This window comes from Rhodospirillales bacterium (assembly GCA_016710335.1).
In the GTDB taxonomy this organism is placed as follows: domain Bacteria; phylum Pseudomonadota; class Alphaproteobacteria; order Rhodospirillales; family Defluviicoccaceae; genus JADJXQ01.
Genome location: JADJXQ010000001.1, coordinates 674,155 through 689,846, shown reverse-complemented (window position 1 = coordinate 689,846; position 15,692 = coordinate 674,155). Strand labels below are relative to the sequence as shown.

Below are 15,692 nucleotides of genomic sequence, written 5' to 3'. Positions count from 1 at the left end.
GGCGTTCGCGACCAAGGCGGAAGGGACCAACGGGGATCTTCTCAGGGAGGAACGGCGCGTTGCTTCAATCCGGCGCGCTGGCCGGGTCGACGAGCATGGGTTCGATGGCGGCGCGGAACTCGTCGGGAATCGGGGCGGACTTGCGGGTGGCGGGGTCGAAGAATACCTCGATGGCCTCCTGACGGGCGTGCTCGATGCCGGTCTCGACGCTTCGCATGCGGTGCTGGTAGGTGACGCTGGAGCGGCCAAGGCGCGAGAACGCGCTCCACACCACCACCATGTCGCCGGCGACCAGCTCGCGCACGAAGTCGGTGGTGGTGCGCGCCGAGACCGTATGCACCCCCAGCTCCCGCATGCGCCGGAACGTCACGCCATTCGCCGCCCACACGTGGAACGCCGCATCGTCCAGCCAGTGGGCGTACCAGCGCACGTTCATGTGCCCGAACTGGTCGCAATGCCACGGGAACACCACGGCGCGCACCGTCTCTTTCCAGGCGCTCACGGGCTCATCTCCTCGGTCATGATGTCATGCGCATGGTGCATCAACCCCGGCAGGCCGGCCTGGAAGCGTTGATACTCGGTGGTGAGCAGGGCGACGTGTTCCCGCTCCTCCGCCGCCAGCTCCCTGTAGAGTTGCGCTTCGGCCGAGCCCGCCGCGCATCCATCCCCGCGCTCCGCGAAGAATCGGACGGCGCGTTCCTCGAAGGCGATGGCGATGCGGAGCAGGTTGCCCGGATCCTGCGGCCGGTTGTCGATGCCGGCGTAGAGGGCCGCCCGCTCGGTGCGGAATCCCGGCGCCGGCGCCGGCGGTTCGACGTGATAGCGGCGCATGAGCGTCGCCATGTGCTCCGCCTCCATCTCGGCGAATGTGCCGAACAGGGCGCGGAGGGTCGGGTCGGTGGTTTCCTCGGCGGCGCGGACGTAGAAGGCGCGGCCGCCCAACTCGATCTCGAACGCCTCGCGGATCGCCGCCAGGGCCTTGGCGTCCTCGACCCGGCGCTCATCGAGGACCGCCAGCGCGCCGCCGCAATACGGGCAGAGGCCGTAGGGGAAGGCGAAGCCCTCGCTGACCTTGCCGCAATCGCCGCATCGCCACTGCAAGGTCGCGTCGGCGCAGCAGATGTATGACTCGTCACCCTCCAGCGGCTGGCGACACTTCGGGCATACCGCCGCGTCGGCTTCGACTGCAGGACGTGCGGCAGTCGCCCCTTCGACCGCCGGTCGGGCGGCAACCGCACCGGGCACGAACGCCTCCATCTCCGCGGTGGTGACCGGCCATGCGCGTTTGCCGCCCTGCAGCCAGGCGCCGATGGCCTTGGCGGCGCGGCGGCCGGCGCCCATGGCGAGGATCACCGTGGCGCCGCCGGTGACGATGTCGCCGCCGGCGAACACGCCCGGAAGGTTGGTCGCCTGCGTCGCCTCGTCGGCGACGACGTAGCCCCGCGCATTGGTGCCGAGTCCGGCGGTGGACTTGGTGACGATGGGGTTGGCTTTGGTGCCGAGGGCGTAGATGACGGTATCGCAGTCGAGATCGGCGAACTCGTCCAGCGGCTCCGGCCGGCGGCGGCCGCGCTCGTCCGGCTCGCCCAACTGCATCTTCTGGACGCGCATGCCGCGGACGTTACCGTCGTCGTCGGTGTGGATGGCCACCGGCGCGTGCAGGAAGAAGAATTCGATGCCCTCCTCCTTGGCGTGGCGGAGCTCCTCGATGCGGGCCGGCGCCTCGGCTTCCGACCGCCGGTAGACGCAGCGCACCGTGCCTGCGCCGGCGCGGCGGGCGACGCGGAGGCAGTCCATGGCGGTGTTGCCGGCGCCGATCACCACCACGCTGTCGCCGAGGCCGATGGGCGTGTCGAGGTAGGGGAAACGATCGCCGCCCATCAGGTTGACGCGGGTGAGGAACTCGTTGGCCGAGTACACCTGGCCGGCGAACTCGCCCGGAATGCCGAGGAAGGCGGGGGCGCCGGCGCCGGCGCCGATGAACACCGCGTCGTAGCCCATCTCGCCCTGCAACTGCGCGATGGTGAAGGTCTTGCCGACCACCTTATTGGTCTCGAACTTGACACCGAGGTCGCGGAGATACTGCACCTCGCGATCGATGATGTCGCGGGGCAGGCGGAACGACGGGATACCGTAGCGGAGAACGCCGCCGACCACGTGCAGCGCCTCGTACACCGTCACCGCCGCGCCGGAGCGCACCAGGTCGGCGGCGGCTGCGAGGCCGGACGGTCCGGAGCCGATGATGGCGACGCGGCCGAGCGCCCCCGCGTTGGCCGGCGGCACCGCCACCGGCGCCTTGGCCATGTCGCCGATGAACCGCTCGAGGCGTCCGATACCCACCGCGTCGATCTTCTTGGCGATGACGCACTGGCTTTCGCACTGGGACTCCTGCGGACAGACCCGGCCGCAGATCGAGGGGAACAGGTTGGATTCGTGGATGACCGCGAGCGCGCCGTCGACGTCGCGCACGAGCAGATGGCGAATGAAGCGGGGAATGTCGATAGCCACCGGGCAGCCGGCGATGCAGGTCGGCTTGGCGCACTGGATGCAGCGCTCCGCTTCCTTGAAGGCTTCCGCGAGGCCGTAGCCGAGGTTGACTTCCTGGAAATTCTGCGCCCGCTCGACCGGGTTGCGCTCCGGCATCGGAGTCTGGTGGGGCGGCAGCTCCTTCAGCTTGCGGATGCCGCGCTTGTTGTCCTCGAACAGTTGCTTTTCGAGGTTGCAGGTGTGGGCGTAGTCGGCGTTCGCCGCCGCCTCTTGGCCCTTGAAGCGCTTCTGGCGCGCCATCAGCTCGCGGAAGTCGACGGCGTGGCCGTCGAAGTCCGGGCCTTCGACGCAGGCGAACTTGACCTCGCCGCCGACGTTGACCCGGCACGAGCCGCACATGCCGGTGCCGTCGACCATGATCGCGTTGAGCGAAACCATGGTGCGGACGCCGAACGGGCGGGTCGTCTCGACGCAGGCGTGCATCATCGGCAGCGGCCCGATGGCGACCACCAGATCGGGCGCTTGGGTTTCCAGCACCTCCTGCAAAGCTCCGGTGACCAGGCCCGGCTTGCCGTAGCTTGCGTCGTCGGTGCAGACGATGAGTTCGTCGCAGTACTGGCGGAACTTGTCCTCCCAGAACACCAGGTCCTTGTTGCGGAAGCCGACGATGCCGATGGTTCGGTTGCCGGCGGCCTTGAAGGCGCGGAGCTGTGGGTAGATGGGTGCGACCCCGAGTCCGCCGCCGACCAGCACCACCGTGCCCACCCGCTCCACATGCTGCGGCAGGCCGAGCGGGCCGACAAAGTCGAGGATCGTGTCGCCGGCGGCGTAGTGGTCCCGCATCTCCAGCGTCGTCTTGCCGAGCGCCTGGATCACGAGCGTGATCGTGCCGGCCTCGCGATCGTAGTCGGCGACGGTCAGAGGAATGCGCTCGCTGCCCTCGTGCAGGCGCACCATGACGAAATGCCCCGGCTCCGCCGCCCGCGCGACGTCCGGCGCGTGCACCTCCCATAGGAATGTGGAGTCGGAAAAAACGTTGCAGCGGACGATGTCGTACATGGCCGGTCGGAGCCTGTTCCGTGGCCGCCGGGCGCTCGCCCTGCGCGCCGCTAAGACTTATTCTGGTACTATAATACGAATTTTCCGGCGGTCAACGGTTTCGGCCATGTTGCGTCGAGCCGGTTGGCATTGCGGGCCTGTCCACGGGGCAGGCGTGGCATGGAGTACTCAACGCCGCCTCTCGCGATCCGCCGCAGGGCGTCAGACACCGGCGGTCGAGGCTGCCCGTTCGTCGGTGCTCGCTCGGGGCTGCGGCCGGCGCCGGTCGATAAGGTTGAGCATGGTGGCGATCGTGATAGAGCCGAGGGTCGCGCGGGTAATATCGTCGATCTCGCTGAGGACCTGACGCAGCGCGCGCCCGGCCTCGGTAGCCTCGCCGGTTCCCTGCGCGTCGGGCTCGGCGATGTCCTCGAACAATTGCACGATGTCGAGCAGAGTCGTGCGCCGGGCGTTGCCGCAGAACTGATGACCGCCTCCGACGCCCCGCACCGAGCGCACCAGGTTGGCGCGCCCGAGGGCATGCATCACCTTGGCGAGGTGATGGGTCGACACCCCATACGTCTCGGCAATCTCGACCACGGAAAGCTGCCGATCGGGATGGCGCGCCAGTTCGAGGAGTGCATAGATGGCGAGCTGACTGGCAATCTGAAGTTTCAAGGCGAATTGGACCCTCTTTGCGGCTAGTCGATCTTCGTTTCCAACTGGAGGTACGGCCCCGCCATCATTCCTTCGCTGCGAAAGAACGTCATGTGCAGCGCGTTGTCGCGGGCCACCATGGTGCGCATCGTATCGATGCCGGCGCTTCTGAACTCGGCGGAGATGGCGAGGAACAGGTCGGTGCCGACGCCGCGCAACCGTGTCTTCGGATCGACCGAGAACGCGATGATCCAACCGCACGGTTCGGACCCGAATTCCCAGGCGCGGATCTCGCCGATCAACAGACCAACAATGGCATCTCCGTCTTCGTCTGTGGCGGTTTCCGCCACAAGAAAGAACCGCTCATGCAGGCGTCGCTCCCCATAACGCTCGAACACGTCGGCCCAATACTCCGGCTTGGCCAGGCCGGTCACGGCCTCGTCCAGGCGGATGATCGCCGGGACGTCCGCGATGCGCGCGCGGCGGATGTGGATGTCGCGAGGCCCCGCGACCGAGCGTGCCGCCGGCGCCGTTGTCGTTGTCGTTGTCGTTCCGTCCGGCAAAACCGCCATGAGGTCTTCCAGTCAGGTTCGGGCACCGTGCTCCGCCTGGTCGGCGCCGCTGTCCCGGTACAAGGCCATCCCGACCCTAATCTTAGCATTCTGGTACCAGAATGCCATATGGGGTTCTCCGCGATGGATGTGAACTATTCTCAATTTTTGCGCCGCCGTACGACGTCGGATCAAAACCCCTTGACGGCGGACAAATAAGCATTATGGTACTCGTTTACTAGTTTAAGGGGATTGCGGCGTTCTTCACGCTGCGACCGCAGCCTGGGAGGTTGGCATCGTGTCAGTGCGTCCGTCGCCAGTTGGGCTAGCTCTGCGTCCGCTAACGCCGGACGATCTCGACGCCGTAATCGCCATCGATCGGGCGCATTCCGGCGCGTCGCGCCTTGGGTTCTACCAGAAGCGACTGCAGGCGGCGCTCCGCGACCCCAAGGGTTTCGTCTACGTCGGCGCAACGCTCGATGATCAACTGGTCGGCTTCGCAATGGCCCGTCTGCTCGGTGGCGAGTTCGGCCACGAGAATGCCGCGGCTGCGCTCGACGCCATCGGCGTCGATCCCGCCTACCTCGGCCGCGGCATCGGCAGCGCCTTGATGGCGGGGCTGGACGAAGTGATGCGCAGCAAGGGCGTGCGGGAACTGGAGACCCAGTCGGAGTGGACCGATCATGATCAGCTGCGGTTCTTCGCCCAGATCGGATTCCGACACGCGCCTTGCACCGTCCTCGAACGGGACGCGGCGCCGCTCAACGAAGCGCGGTAGGAGACAGTTTGTCATGCCCAACACCATCCAGTCGTCGCCGGTGGCCGAAGACGCGCGCGAGATCGATTACAGCATGCCTCTTGACGAAAACGGCGACGTGCTGATGCGCGACCGCATCCCCGTCCGTTCCCTCGCCGAGAGCGACCTTCCGGCGCTGATCGCCATTGACCGCCGGGTGACCGGCCGCGACCGCACGCCCTATTACCAGGCCAAGGTGCGGGAGGCCCTGTTCGAATCGGGCATCCGCGTCTCCCTGATAGCGGAAGCGGACGACCATCCGGTCGGATTCATCATGGCCCGCGTCGACTTCGGCGAGTTCGGCCGCACCGAGCCGGAAGCCGTCATCGACACCGTCGGCGTCGATCCCCGCTACGGCCACCACGGCGTCGGCGTCGCGCTGATGTCGCAGTTGCTGGCCAATCTGGCGACCCTGAGGGTCGAGCGGGTGCGCACCCAGATCGACTGGAACGATCTGCCGCTGCTCGCCTTTCTCGACCGCTGCGGCTTTCGCCCGTCCCAGCGCATCGCCTTCGTCCGCCCGATACCGGCGGGGCCGGAGCGACCAGCCGGCCGCTGAAAGAGCCGTCAGTACAAGCCTGTTGGCGGTCCAGGCGCGGCAATCCAGGCGTCACGCCGTGCTCGGGTCGCTTTATGAGCGCCGCCTCCCCGCGATCGCCTGTCGGAAGCGGCCAACGATGGTCGGGCCGGGCGACACCGGTATGCCGCGCCCCAGCACCGACCAAACCCACAACCGGCAGGCGAACTTCCCGGCCCATGTCCTCCCCGTCCGGCCACATGTTGCGGCGATTTGGGCCGTTTCGCCCCATTCTTGTGCAGTTTGATACAGGCAAAATAGGCTTAAAATCCTGAAATCAAACGAGATGTGTCCAAATCCGCGCCGGAAACGTATGCAGATGTATGCAGATGTACTCATTTTCGGCCGCAACACATTGATATCGCGCGATTCTACCAAAAGCGGCATTTATTCTCAAACTCTCTGCCGCACGACCGCGCAGCAGGCGCCAGGACGCTCCGCGTGCGCGCCAAGCCGCTTTCGGCACTGCGTCCGTTTATGGCCTCGACCGCACCGCCGTTCAAGGCAAGTCCCCGCCGTTGCGCCGCCGCTGGGTCGCCGACTTTCGGCTCAGGTGAAGGGCGTGTCGGTCAGGCTCAGCTTCGAGCGGTCGTGCGGGTGACAATGACCGCTGCCAGCCTCCTCGCGTCGGTTCCCGATACAAGGCCCGCATGGCGGAGATTTGGACATGAGCCGACGAAGATCGTGACATCCGCATTGTCGGCAGTGCGGACGGAGCGGCCATTCAATTCACCGATACATATGGCGGCTTTCGCAAATCGAACGATAGCGTTAGAATTTTGAAGGGCTGCGCCGGTGGTGAAGACGGCACTACCGCCACAACTAGTAAGATCAACCTGTCAGGTTAGCGCCGAGGCGAGCCCGCCGACCCAACCATTGAAAGATCGCGCAACAGACGTACAGATAATTGCGAAAGACCGGTAGTGGTGTGTGAAGTGTGTGAACTCCGCTCTCTACCATGGCACAATCGCCCTACTATCAGCTTCGTGCGTTTTTTTCAGTACTGCGGGGAAAATTGATTTTGTACTATTATCACGATGGGGAAAACGAGGTAGGCCCATTCAGCGCTGACAGGCTAGTCAAGCTGGCTAGCTCTGGATTGCTAGGTGCCGGTACCCTCGTAAGAGCCGCCAACAACGAGACATGGGTGCCTTTTGGCGAACTGGAACTGACAGACGATGCAGACCCTTCACCGGCCGCTGAAACCGGTGGCAGTTTGGATGGCAGCATCCCGCCCGCCAGATTTCTGGCGCAGTGGAGTTGAATGAGGCTGATGCTTCCACTCTGTTGGCAGAAAAAAAGATCGATTCAAAAGAAGCTGAGACTGGCCCGACACCAGGAGTTTCCCCCTCTGGATGGCTCGCACTGCCCCCTACCCCATGGAGACGCTATGGCGCGCGAATGCTTGATACCTCCCTGAATGGGTCGATCATGTTCTTGTTGATTGCTGTAGCGTTCTACGCCATCGCCCCGGCTTCGGCCGACGAGTTTTTCCTATTCTTCGAAGCCGATGGAGCGCGAATCGTTGATGCTGTATTGACGGCTATTTTTGCCAGCTTCTTGAATGGCTCGTTGATTGGAGTAAGCGGTTTTACATTGGGTAAATGGATTTTTGGAGTGAAGGTCACTAGGCTTGACGGTACCAAACTTGGGATAGGGGCAGGACTGTCTCGAGATTTCACTGTGCTATTGAAAGGTCTTGGTCTGGGGATTCCAGTTGTCGCGCTTTTTACTTTATGGTTCTCATACAAGGCTCTGAGTAAGAATAAATCGACAAGTTGGGACCAGGGAAATTATATTGTTTGGCACCGACCGAGCGGCACATCTCAGTACGTCCTCAATGTTGTTGGAATCCTCCTTACTGTAATTGTTCTTGGTGGGTTAAACGCGATGGGCGGACTCTGAATCGAAGTGCGATCGTAGATGCGATACTTCGTTGCGTCCGTCATGCTGCTCTTGGCTAGTGGGATTTGTTCGGTTGGAGCGGGTTCATTTAGCTACCTAGCGGATGACGTTGTCACGACCCACGGAATCCTCAGCACCCTGTGTTTGGCCTTCTTTCTTCTGGGTATCGCTGTCGCGGTATTGGCCAACACTGAGGTGAACGGCGAAATCCACCTGCCGCGGTCACTTGCGGCACTCGCATGTCTTCTCCTGCTTGTGCCGCACGGAGGAATCGCAATAGGACGGATTGTGAACTTCCAGCCGTCTCTCGAAATAATGCGAGCTGCACACGATGCGGACGGAACGAAAGTTCAAGTTGATCGGGGCTTTGCAGTACTGAACGGTGAAATTGGCTACGAAACACTCGTTTCCCTCCAATCTGTCTTGGATCGCGAGCCAAGTTCAGCAATTCTGCTGAGTAGCGAGGGTGGGCTGCTTGATGCTGCAATCGAAATTGGGCGGATCCTAAGAGAGCGCCAAATTGATGTGCTAGTAGACGAGAACTGCGAAAGCGCGTGTGTCATCGTCGCTCTTTCTGCCGAACGTTTGTTTGTCGCGGCTGACGCGCGGTTCGGCTTCCACAGGGCTAGTGCGCCTGCCAGCCGTGATAGCCAACTTGGCAGGTATATCGGGAAAATGGCAACTGACGATTTGTTGTCCTCACTACGTTCGCTGCGAATACCAGATTCCGTACTGACGAGAGCTGAAGAGACGCCAGCATATGAAATGTACTATCTTTCTGGAGATGATTTGGTTCAACTCGGTTTGGCACGGGATTGTGCTGAGTACTGGAAATGAATCTAATTGTGCCAATCCGCCGGCGACGCGACGAGGCCATGCTTGACCGGATTGAAATGCACATAGTCCACATGCGCCGCGAAATCCTCGTCGTCGCGGATCGCATGCTCCCAGAAGCGGCGCTGCCAGATGCCGCGCTCGCCGTTGGCGTGGCGGACGCGCGACAATCGCTCCGTCTTCGGCAAGCCGCGGGCGAAAACGGTCTTGATCGGACGCCAGCGGGTCGAAAAGTCGGCGTCGCCCGGCGGGAGTGTCCAAACGGCGTGCAGGTGGTCCGGTAGCACGACCCAGGCGTCGATGCCGAAGGGACGGCTCTGCCGAACCCGCCGAACCGCGTCGCGCAACAGGTCGATCCGGTCGGCAAGCAACGTGTTGCCGCGCCGCTGCAGGAGATTGGCGGTGAAGAAATAGCAACCGCCCGGCACGCGATGGCGGCGGAAATCGGGCATGGGTCGACCCCGTTCTTCTCGTCAGCGTATCCGATCGGCTTCATGCTTCGGAATACGCCTTCGGCTATTCCGACCTACGACTGTAAAGCTACCATCCGCTTGCTTCCGCTACGGGTCATGATCAGGTTCCGTCGCTCGGCGTCATGTTGCTGGATTGCCGTGCGTCGGCGGCGCAAAGGCTCGCAATGACGTGCCCCATGGATGCCGGCGCTACTCGATCGTGGCGTCGGTGATGGTGAATGCCTTGGCGCGCTCGATCTGCTCGGACGCCAGCGGCACCGTCTTGCCGGTCTCCAGGCTGGCCTGAACGGCGGTGACGTCGCTGGTCGCCACCAGCACGCCGCTCTCCACGTCGAACATCCGGTGCAGAAAACGCAGGTGCTTCTTGCCGACGGCGATGAAGCCGCTCTGGATGCGCACCAGTTCGCCGCCGCGCAACTCCCGCACGTACTGGAAGTGCTGACGGACGACGGCGATCCGCAGCCCGGACGCCTTCACCGAGCGCGGACTGAAGCCGATGGCGTGCATCAGGAACCACGTCGCCTGATCGAAGCGCTCGATGTAGAGGCGAGAGTTCATGGTTGCCTCGGGGTCGTACTCGGAGGCCATGACGGCTCCGAGGAAGCTCGCGATCCACTGGTCGGAGTGCGGGTGTGCGTCGCTCATGTAATCCACCTGGAACCTGCCCCGGCCACCACCGGTGGACATTGCGGGGAACGTTGCCGCGGCCACTGCCGATCCTGCATTATAATGCATGTTCGGCGGTCAACAAGAGGGAACCGACGGCTCCGCCAAAGCCGCGCGTGAAAACAACGGCTATACCAGTTCTCGATCCGGCAAATCGATGTCGGTGCGGCGCCACAAGATGAATCATTATGCATGTTGGCTTCAGTTCAATATTGTGCGTCGCATCCCCATGATGATACTCTAGTGCCGCACAAGAGATCGGCGCACGGGCCGCAGGGGGGCCGGAAAATTGCGCCGCACGTGTCCGCGACAAGGCGGACCATCGGCAGGAGGAAAAATCATGCACGATCGAACGGCCGGCATTTCGCGCCGTGATACGCTCCGCTTCGCCACCGCGGCCGCCGTCGCGTCCGTCATCCCGACCCGATCGCCATCGGTCAGCAGGCCAAGGTGCGTATCGGTTTTCTGCTGCCCTACAGCGGCACCTACGCGGCGCTCGGCGACGCCATCACCAACGCCGTCGAGCTGAAGCTCGCCGAGACCGGCGGCAAGCTGGGCGGCCGGGAGGTCGAGCTGATCAAGGTCGACAGCGAAGCGTCGCCGCCGAAGGCCGCGGAACTGACTACCAAGCTCATCAACCAGGAGAAGGTGGATTTCCTGGTCGGACCGGTGCACTCCGGCGTCGCCATGGCGATGGTCAAGATCGCCCGCGAGGAGGGCACCATCACCATCGACCCCAACGCCGGCGCCGATGCGGTGACCGGCCCGTTGTGCGGACCCAACATCTTCCGCACGTCGTTCTCCAACTGGCAGCCGGGCCATCCCTTGGGCAAGATCCTGGTCGACGAAGGCAAAAAAAACGTCGTGCTGTGCTCGTGGAACTACGCAGCCGGCAAGGAAATGGAGCAGGGGTTCAAGGACGGATTCCTGCCGGCCGGCGGCACCATCGTCAAGGAGATCGGCGTTACGTTTCCGGAAGTGAACTTCCAGGCGGCGCTGACCGAGATCGCCTCCATCAAGCCCGATGCGGTCTATTCGTTCTACGCCGGCGGCGGCGCCGTCAAGTTTGTCAAGGACTGGCATGCAGCCGGCCTCCAGGGCATCGAACTGGTCGGGCCGGGGTTCCTGACGGAAGGCGTCACCGGCGCGCAAGGAGAGGCTGCGGAAGGAATCCGCACCACCCTGCATTACGCAGATAGCCTCGACACTCCGGCCAACAAGGCGTTTCGCGCCGCCTACAAGGACAGGTTCGGCAAGGAAGCCGACGTCTACGCCGTGCAGGGCTACGACGCGGGCGAATTGATCCGCATCGGGCTGGAGGCGGTGCAGGGCGACACCGGCGAGCGGGAGGCGATCATAGAGGCCATGGCCGCGGCCGAGTTTTCCTCGCCCCGGGGGCCCTTCAAGCTGTCGCCCTCCCACAATCCGGTGCAGAACATCTACCTGCGCCAAGTCCGCAACGGCGACAACGTGGTCGTCAGCACGGCCGCGGAGGCCCTGTCCGATCCGGCCAAAGGCTGCAAGATGACCGGCTGAGCCGGCCTGGATATGCTGCGGCCGCTGCCCGGCTCACGGGCGGCGGCCGCCCGCACCTGCCCGACGAGACCGTACACCCTGCACCGAACCAACCGTTGCGCGCGATGGACCCGACGTTCTTTCTCATCCAGACCCTGAACGGGCTCCAGTACGGGCTGCTGCTGTTCCTGATCGCCAGCGGGCTCACCATCATTTTCGGGATCATGGGGGTGATCAATCTGGCGCACGGCTCGTTCTACATGCTCGGCGCCTATCTAGCCTTGTCGCTGACCCAATGGACCGGCAGCATCTTTGGCGCCATTCTGCTCGGCGCGCCGCTGGCGGCGCTGTTCGGGCTGGTGGTCGAGCGGGTGTTCATCTCCCACCTTTACCGCCGCGAGCATCTGCAGCAGGTGCTGCTGACGTTCGGGCTCATTCTCATTTTCAACGAACTGCAGTCGCTCTTGTGGGGCGATGATCCGCACGGCGTGCCGATTCCGGCGCTGCTGAGCGGCTCGGTGGCGTTGACGGAGACGCTCAGCTATCCGGTCTACCGGCTGTTCCTGTCGGCCTGCTGCCTCGCCATCGCCGGCGCCTTGTACCTTTTGATCCAGCGCACCCGCCTCGGCATGTGGATCCGCGCCGGCGCCTCCAATCCGGAGATGGTGCAGTGCCTTGGGATCAACACCGGGCTTCTTTTCGCCACCGTTTTCGCGATCGGCGTGACCCTCGCGGCGCTGGCCGGCATCATCGCGGCGCCGGTCGAATCGGTCTATCCCGGAATCGGCGAACAGGTGCTGATCATCTCTTTCGTCGTCGTCGTCATCGGCGGCATCGGCTCCATCAAGGGGGCATTCGTCGGCGCCCTCTTGATCGGCCTCGCCGACGTCTACGGCAAGGTGTTCCTCCCAGACTTCGCCGCGGTGACCGTCTACGGGCTGATGGCGGCGATCCTTCTGTGGCGCCCGGCCGGCCTCTACGGCCGGGTGGCGTAGCCGCGATGATCACCCTCCCCGGCCGCGGCGTGATGCTGGCGCTGGTCGCCATGGTGATCGCCCTGGCCTTGGTCCCGGTGCTTGGCGAGACCTACGCGATCAAGGTGGCGACCCGCATGATCGTGTTCGCCATCTTCGCCATGAGCCTCGACCTGCTGATCGGCTACACCGGCCTGGTGAGCTTTGGCCATGCGGCGTTCTTTGGGCTCGCGGCCTACGCGCTGCAACTCTTCGCGCCCGAAAGCGAGGCCGCCAACCTGTTGCTGGCGCTGCCGGTCAGCCTCGGCGTGACGGCTCTCGCGGCACTCGTCATCGGCGCGTTGGTGGTGCGGACCAGCGGCATCTATTTCATCATGGTGACCTTGGCCTTCGCGCAGATGTTGTTCTTTCTGTTTCACGACTCGCCGATCGCCGGCGGCTCCGACGGCGCCTACATCTGGTTCAAACCGGCAATGACCATCGGCGGGGTTACGATCCTGGATTTCGACAGCCGCGAGACCCTCTACTATTTCGCGCTCGGCGCATTGGTCGCCTGTTACGCCGGGCTGGTGGTGGTGCTGCGCTCGCCATTCGGCGAGGTGATCCAGGGCATCAAGGTCAACGAGCACCGCATGCGGGCGCTCGGCTACGACACCTACCGCTTCAAGCTGGCGAGCTTCGTCCTCTCCGCCACCATCGCCGGGCTCGCGGGGTTCCTGTTCGCCTGCATCGACGGCTTCGTGGCGCCGCAGTTGCTGGGCTGGCGGGAATCCGGCATTGGCCTGGTTATGGTCATCCTCGGCGGCATCGGCACCCTGTTCGGCGCCCTGATCGGTGCGGTGGCGCTGATCGGCGTCGAGGAGATCGTTCGCGACCGCGCCATCGTCGGGATCCTGGCCGAGCACTGGCAGATACTGATGGGGGCGTTCGTGATCGGCGTGGTGCTCCTGCTCAAGAACGGCCTCGCCGGCGTCTTGCTGACGACCGCGTCCGGCGTTCGCAAGAGCAGATCCACCCCGGCATGAGCGACTCTGCGCCGTCGACGCCTGCGCCGTCGACGCCCACACCGGAAACACCTGCGCCAGAACCCGCGGCTTTGGAGACAAGTGCGCTGTCGAAGAGCTTCGGCGGCGTATTCGCGGTCCGCGAAGTCAGCGTGGCATTCGCACATGGCTGCGTCAACGCCATCATCGGCCCCAACGGCGCCGGCAAGACCACCCTGATCAACCTTCTCTCCGGCGACCTCAAGCCGAGCAGCGGTCGCATCGTCTATGGCGGCCGCGACATCACCGCGCTACCGCCCCACCGCGTGTCGCAGCTCGGCATCGGCCGCAGCTATCAGATCACCAACATCTTTCCGCCGTTCACCGTCGGCCGCAACGTCTGGCTGGCGGCACAGTCACGACTGCCTTCGAGTCTCCGCTTCTTCCGGCCGGCGGTGCGCCGCCGCGATGTGGCCGAGCGCGCCGAGCGGGCGCTGGTTGCAGCGGGGCTTGCCGACAGCGTCGACCGTATCGCCGGGACCATCAGCCATGGCGAGCAGCGCCAACTCGAGATCGCCATGCTGTTGGCGACGGAGCCGCAGGTACTGTTGCTGGATGAGCCGCTGGCAGGGATGGGTCCGGAGGAAGGCGTGGGCATCGTCCGGCTGATCCAGGGGCTGAGGGGCGACCACTGCGTCGTTCTGATCGAGCACGACATGGACGCGGTGTTCGCGGTCGCCGACCGGCTGACGGTGATGGTCGGCGGCGCGGTTCTGGAAACCGGCACGCCTGCTTCGATCCGGGCGAGCGACACGGTGCGCAAAGCCTATCTCGGCGACGCTCTTGACGGCGCACCGCAGGGGGCGACGGCGTGAGAGAGCGCGATGTGCCCGCCGCGGCCGAGACGGTGCTCGAACTTCGCGACGTCCACACCCACTACGGCGCCAGCCACATCCTCCGCGGCGTCTCGTTCTCGCTGCGGCGCGGCGAGTGTATCAGCCTGATGGGGCGGAACGGCATGGGCAAGACCACGGCGCTCCGCTCCATCATGGGGCTCGTTCGACCGAGCCGCGGGTCGGTGGTCGCGTTCGGTCGCGACACCCGGCGTCTCGCCACCTATCGCATCGCCGCGTCGGGGGTGGCGTACGTGCCGGAGGGCCGCGGCATCTTCCCCAACCTGACCGTGCGCGAGAACCTGGTGATGGCGGCGCGCGCGGGCGTCGGCGGCCGCCGGGACTGGACGCTGGAGACGGTGCTGGAGTTGTTCCCCAACCTCGCCGAGCGCGCCGGCAGTTCCGGCGCCGCGCTGTCCGGCGGCGAGCAGCAGATGCTGACCATTGGCCGGGCGTTGATGACCAATCCGGCGATCATGCTGCTGGACGAAGCAACGGAGGGCTTGGCGCCGCTGGTCCGTGAGGAGATCTGGCGGGTGATCGCACGCATCAAACGTGCCGGCATCGCCTGCATCGTCGTCGACAAGAACGTCGGTAAGCTGATCGACGTCGCCGATCGCCACGTCATCCTGGTCAAGGGCGAAGTGGTGTTCGACGCCGACGGCGCCGCCCTGATGCAGGACCCCGACTTTCTCCACCGGCACCTGGGCGTGTAATCGGCCACGCGTCTTCGGGTCGCGCTGATCGAGAGCACGGCCGCCACCCGAAGAATTTGCAGGATTTCCGTTCGTTTTTTGCGGTCGGACACAGGCCAGACAGGCCTAAGATACTGATTTCCTTCAGAATGTGTCCGAATCCGATACGAAAATGTATGCGGATGTAGTCGGATGTATGCCGATGGCGCGCCGGGAGACCGGCGAAATCAGGGGTGCGAGTCGCCCGCGGTCGGGCGCGCCTATCGGATCAATGAAGGCATGTAGACGCCGGCACGGCGCGGGTCAAGGCTGAGCGATACCGGCGAGAACCGGGTTCGGGAAAGTGCAAAGCCATGATCCGCCGGCTCGGCTCGATGTCTCGGATGCACGATTGGCGGATTACGCTTCGCTAATCCACCCTAAGGTTTTCTACGGTGTTGATGGCTGGAGGCGTTGAGTCGGGATTTGGTGCCGAGCGACAGGACCCACAGGCCGACGAAGATGGCGGCGGTGCCGGCGAGCCAGAACGGCCAGCGTTGGTGGATCGAGAATTGATCACCCAGCCCGCGAAACAGGTAGGCGCCGGCGAAGGCGATCGCCGCCCCGACGACCCAGTAGAGCCATCGGGGCAGACGCAACCAAATTGGC

General features: G+C 64.3%; 16 protein-coding genes and 1 pseudogene. 10 read left to right on the top strand and 7 right to left on the bottom strand.

Annotated elements, in window-relative coordinates; all coding sequences use genetic code 11:
• Nucleotides 1-64 precede the first annotated feature (64 nt).
• From IPM60_03215 to IPM60_03200, 4 genes are all read right to left on the bottom strand, one after another.
• On the bottom strand, nucleotides 65-502 hold the full coding sequence (locus tag IPM60_03215) for an acyl-CoA thioesterase (GenBank protein ID MBK8906928.1): 438 nt from the start codon (nucleotides 500-502) through the stop codon (nucleotides 65-67).
• A complete protein-coding gene (gene gltA, locus IPM60_03210; GenBank protein MBK8906927.1) occupies nucleotides 499-3,546 on the bottom strand; it encodes an NADPH-dependent glutamate synthase in 3,048 nt (1,015 codons plus the stop codon). Before gltA ends, IPM60_03215 begins: the two co-directional genes overlap by 4 nt.
• Before the next feature lie 201 nt (nucleotides 3,547-3,747).
• Nucleotides 3,748-4,203 (bottom strand): Rrf2 family transcriptional regulator, encoded by a 456-nt coding sequence (locus IPM60_03205; protein ID MBK8906926.1) that lies wholly within the window; start codon nucleotides 4,201-4,203, stop codon nucleotides 3,748-3,750.
• A gap of 23 nt (nucleotides 4,204-4,226) precedes the next feature.
• Nucleotides 4,227-4,754 (bottom strand): GNAT family N-acetyltransferase, encoded by a 528-nt coding sequence (locus IPM60_03200; GenBank protein ID MBK8906925.1) that lies wholly within the window; start codon nucleotides 4,752-4,754, stop codon nucleotides 4,227-4,229.
• A 277-nt stretch (nucleotides 4,755-5,031) separates the two neighbouring features.
• Here IPM60_03200 and IPM60_03195 point away from each other — a divergent pair, with 277 nt between their 5' ends.
• The 5 genes from IPM60_03195 (at nucleotide 5,032) to IPM60_03175 (ending at nucleotide 8,848) form a co-directional block, all read left to right on the top strand.
• On the top strand, nucleotides 5,032-5,511 hold the full coding sequence (locus IPM60_03195; protein MBK8906924.1) for a GNAT family N-acetyltransferase: 480 nt from the start codon (nucleotides 5,032-5,034) through the stop codon (nucleotides 5,509-5,511).
• Nucleotides 5,512-5,524: 13 nt separating this feature from the next.
• Nucleotides 5,525-6,088 (top strand): GNAT family N-acetyltransferase, encoded by a 564-nt coding sequence (locus IPM60_03190; protein ID MBK8906923.1) that lies wholly within the window; start codon nucleotides 5,525-5,527, stop codon nucleotides 6,086-6,088.
• Nucleotides 6,089-7,064: 976 nt separating this feature from the next.
• Entirely contained in the window at nucleotides 7,065-7,370 is a 306-nt protein-coding gene (locus tag IPM60_03185; GenBank protein ID MBK8906922.1) for a DUF4339 domain-containing protein, read from the top strand.
• Nucleotides 7,361-8,011 carry an RDD family protein gene (locus IPM60_03180; protein ID MBK8906921.1) on the top strand — a complete coding sequence of 217 codons (651 nt, stop codon included), beginning with the start codon at nucleotides 7,361-7,363 and terminating at the stop codon, nucleotides 8,009-8,011. Before IPM60_03185 ends, IPM60_03180 begins: the two co-directional genes overlap by 10 nt.
• Before the next feature lie 42 nt (nucleotides 8,012-8,053).
• Entirely contained in the window at nucleotides 8,054-8,848 is a 795-nt protein-coding gene (locus IPM60_03175) for a hypothetical protein (protein MBK8906920.1), read from the top strand.
• 26 nt (nucleotides 8,849-8,874) lie between these two features.
• Here the strand turns inward: IPM60_03175 and IPM60_03170 are convergent.
• Nucleotides 8,875-9,297, bottom strand: a pseudogene (locus IPM60_03170) (transposase).
• A 210-nt stretch (nucleotides 9,298-9,507) separates the two neighbouring features.
• Complete coding sequence (locus tag IPM60_03165) at nucleotides 9,508-9,963, bottom strand: thioesterase family protein (protein ID MBK8906919.1); 456 nt, start codon at nucleotides 9,961-9,963, stop codon at nucleotides 9,508-9,510.
• Nucleotides 9,964-10,449: 486 nt separating this feature from the next.
• Between IPM60_03165 and IPM60_03160 the strand changes: the two genes are divergently transcribed.
• The 5 genes from IPM60_03160 to IPM60_03140 all read left to right on the top strand — a co-directional run bounded on the left by IPM60_03160 (nucleotide 10,450) and on the right by IPM60_03140 (nucleotide 15,065).
• Entirely contained in the window at nucleotides 10,450-11,520 is a 1,071-nt protein-coding gene (locus IPM60_03160) for an ABC transporter substrate-binding protein (GenBank protein ID MBK8906918.1), read from the top strand.
• A 104-nt stretch (nucleotides 11,521-11,624) separates the two neighbouring features.
• A complete protein-coding gene (locus tag IPM60_03155; GenBank protein ID MBK8906917.1) occupies nucleotides 11,625-12,494 on the top strand; it encodes a branched-chain amino acid ABC transporter permease in 870 nt (289 codons plus the stop codon).
• Between the two features lie 5 nt (nucleotides 12,495-12,499).
• Nucleotides 12,500-13,498, top strand: a complete 999-nt coding sequence (locus IPM60_03150; protein ID MBK8906916.1) for a branched-chain amino acid ABC transporter permease — start codon at nucleotides 12,500-12,502, stop codon at nucleotides 13,496-13,498.
• Nucleotides 13,495-14,331, top strand: coding sequence for an ABC transporter ATP-binding protein (locus tag IPM60_03145; GenBank protein ID MBK8906915.1), 837 nt, complete (start codon nucleotides 13,495-13,497; stop codon nucleotides 14,329-14,331). Before IPM60_03150 ends, IPM60_03145 begins: the two co-directional genes overlap by 4 nt.
• A gap of 11 nt (nucleotides 14,332-14,342) precedes the next feature.
• Entirely contained in the window at nucleotides 14,343-15,065 is a 723-nt protein-coding gene (locus IPM60_03140) for an ABC transporter ATP-binding protein (protein ID MBK8906914.1), read from the top strand.
• Nucleotides 15,066-15,463: 398 nt separating this feature from the next.
• Here the strand turns inward: IPM60_03140 and IPM60_03135 are convergent, their stop codons facing one another.
• A complete protein-coding gene (locus IPM60_03135) occupies nucleotides 15,464-15,682 on the bottom strand; it encodes a hypothetical protein (GenBank protein ID MBK8906913.1) in 219 nt (72 codons plus the stop codon).
• Nucleotides 15,683-15,692 lie beyond the last annotated feature (10 nt).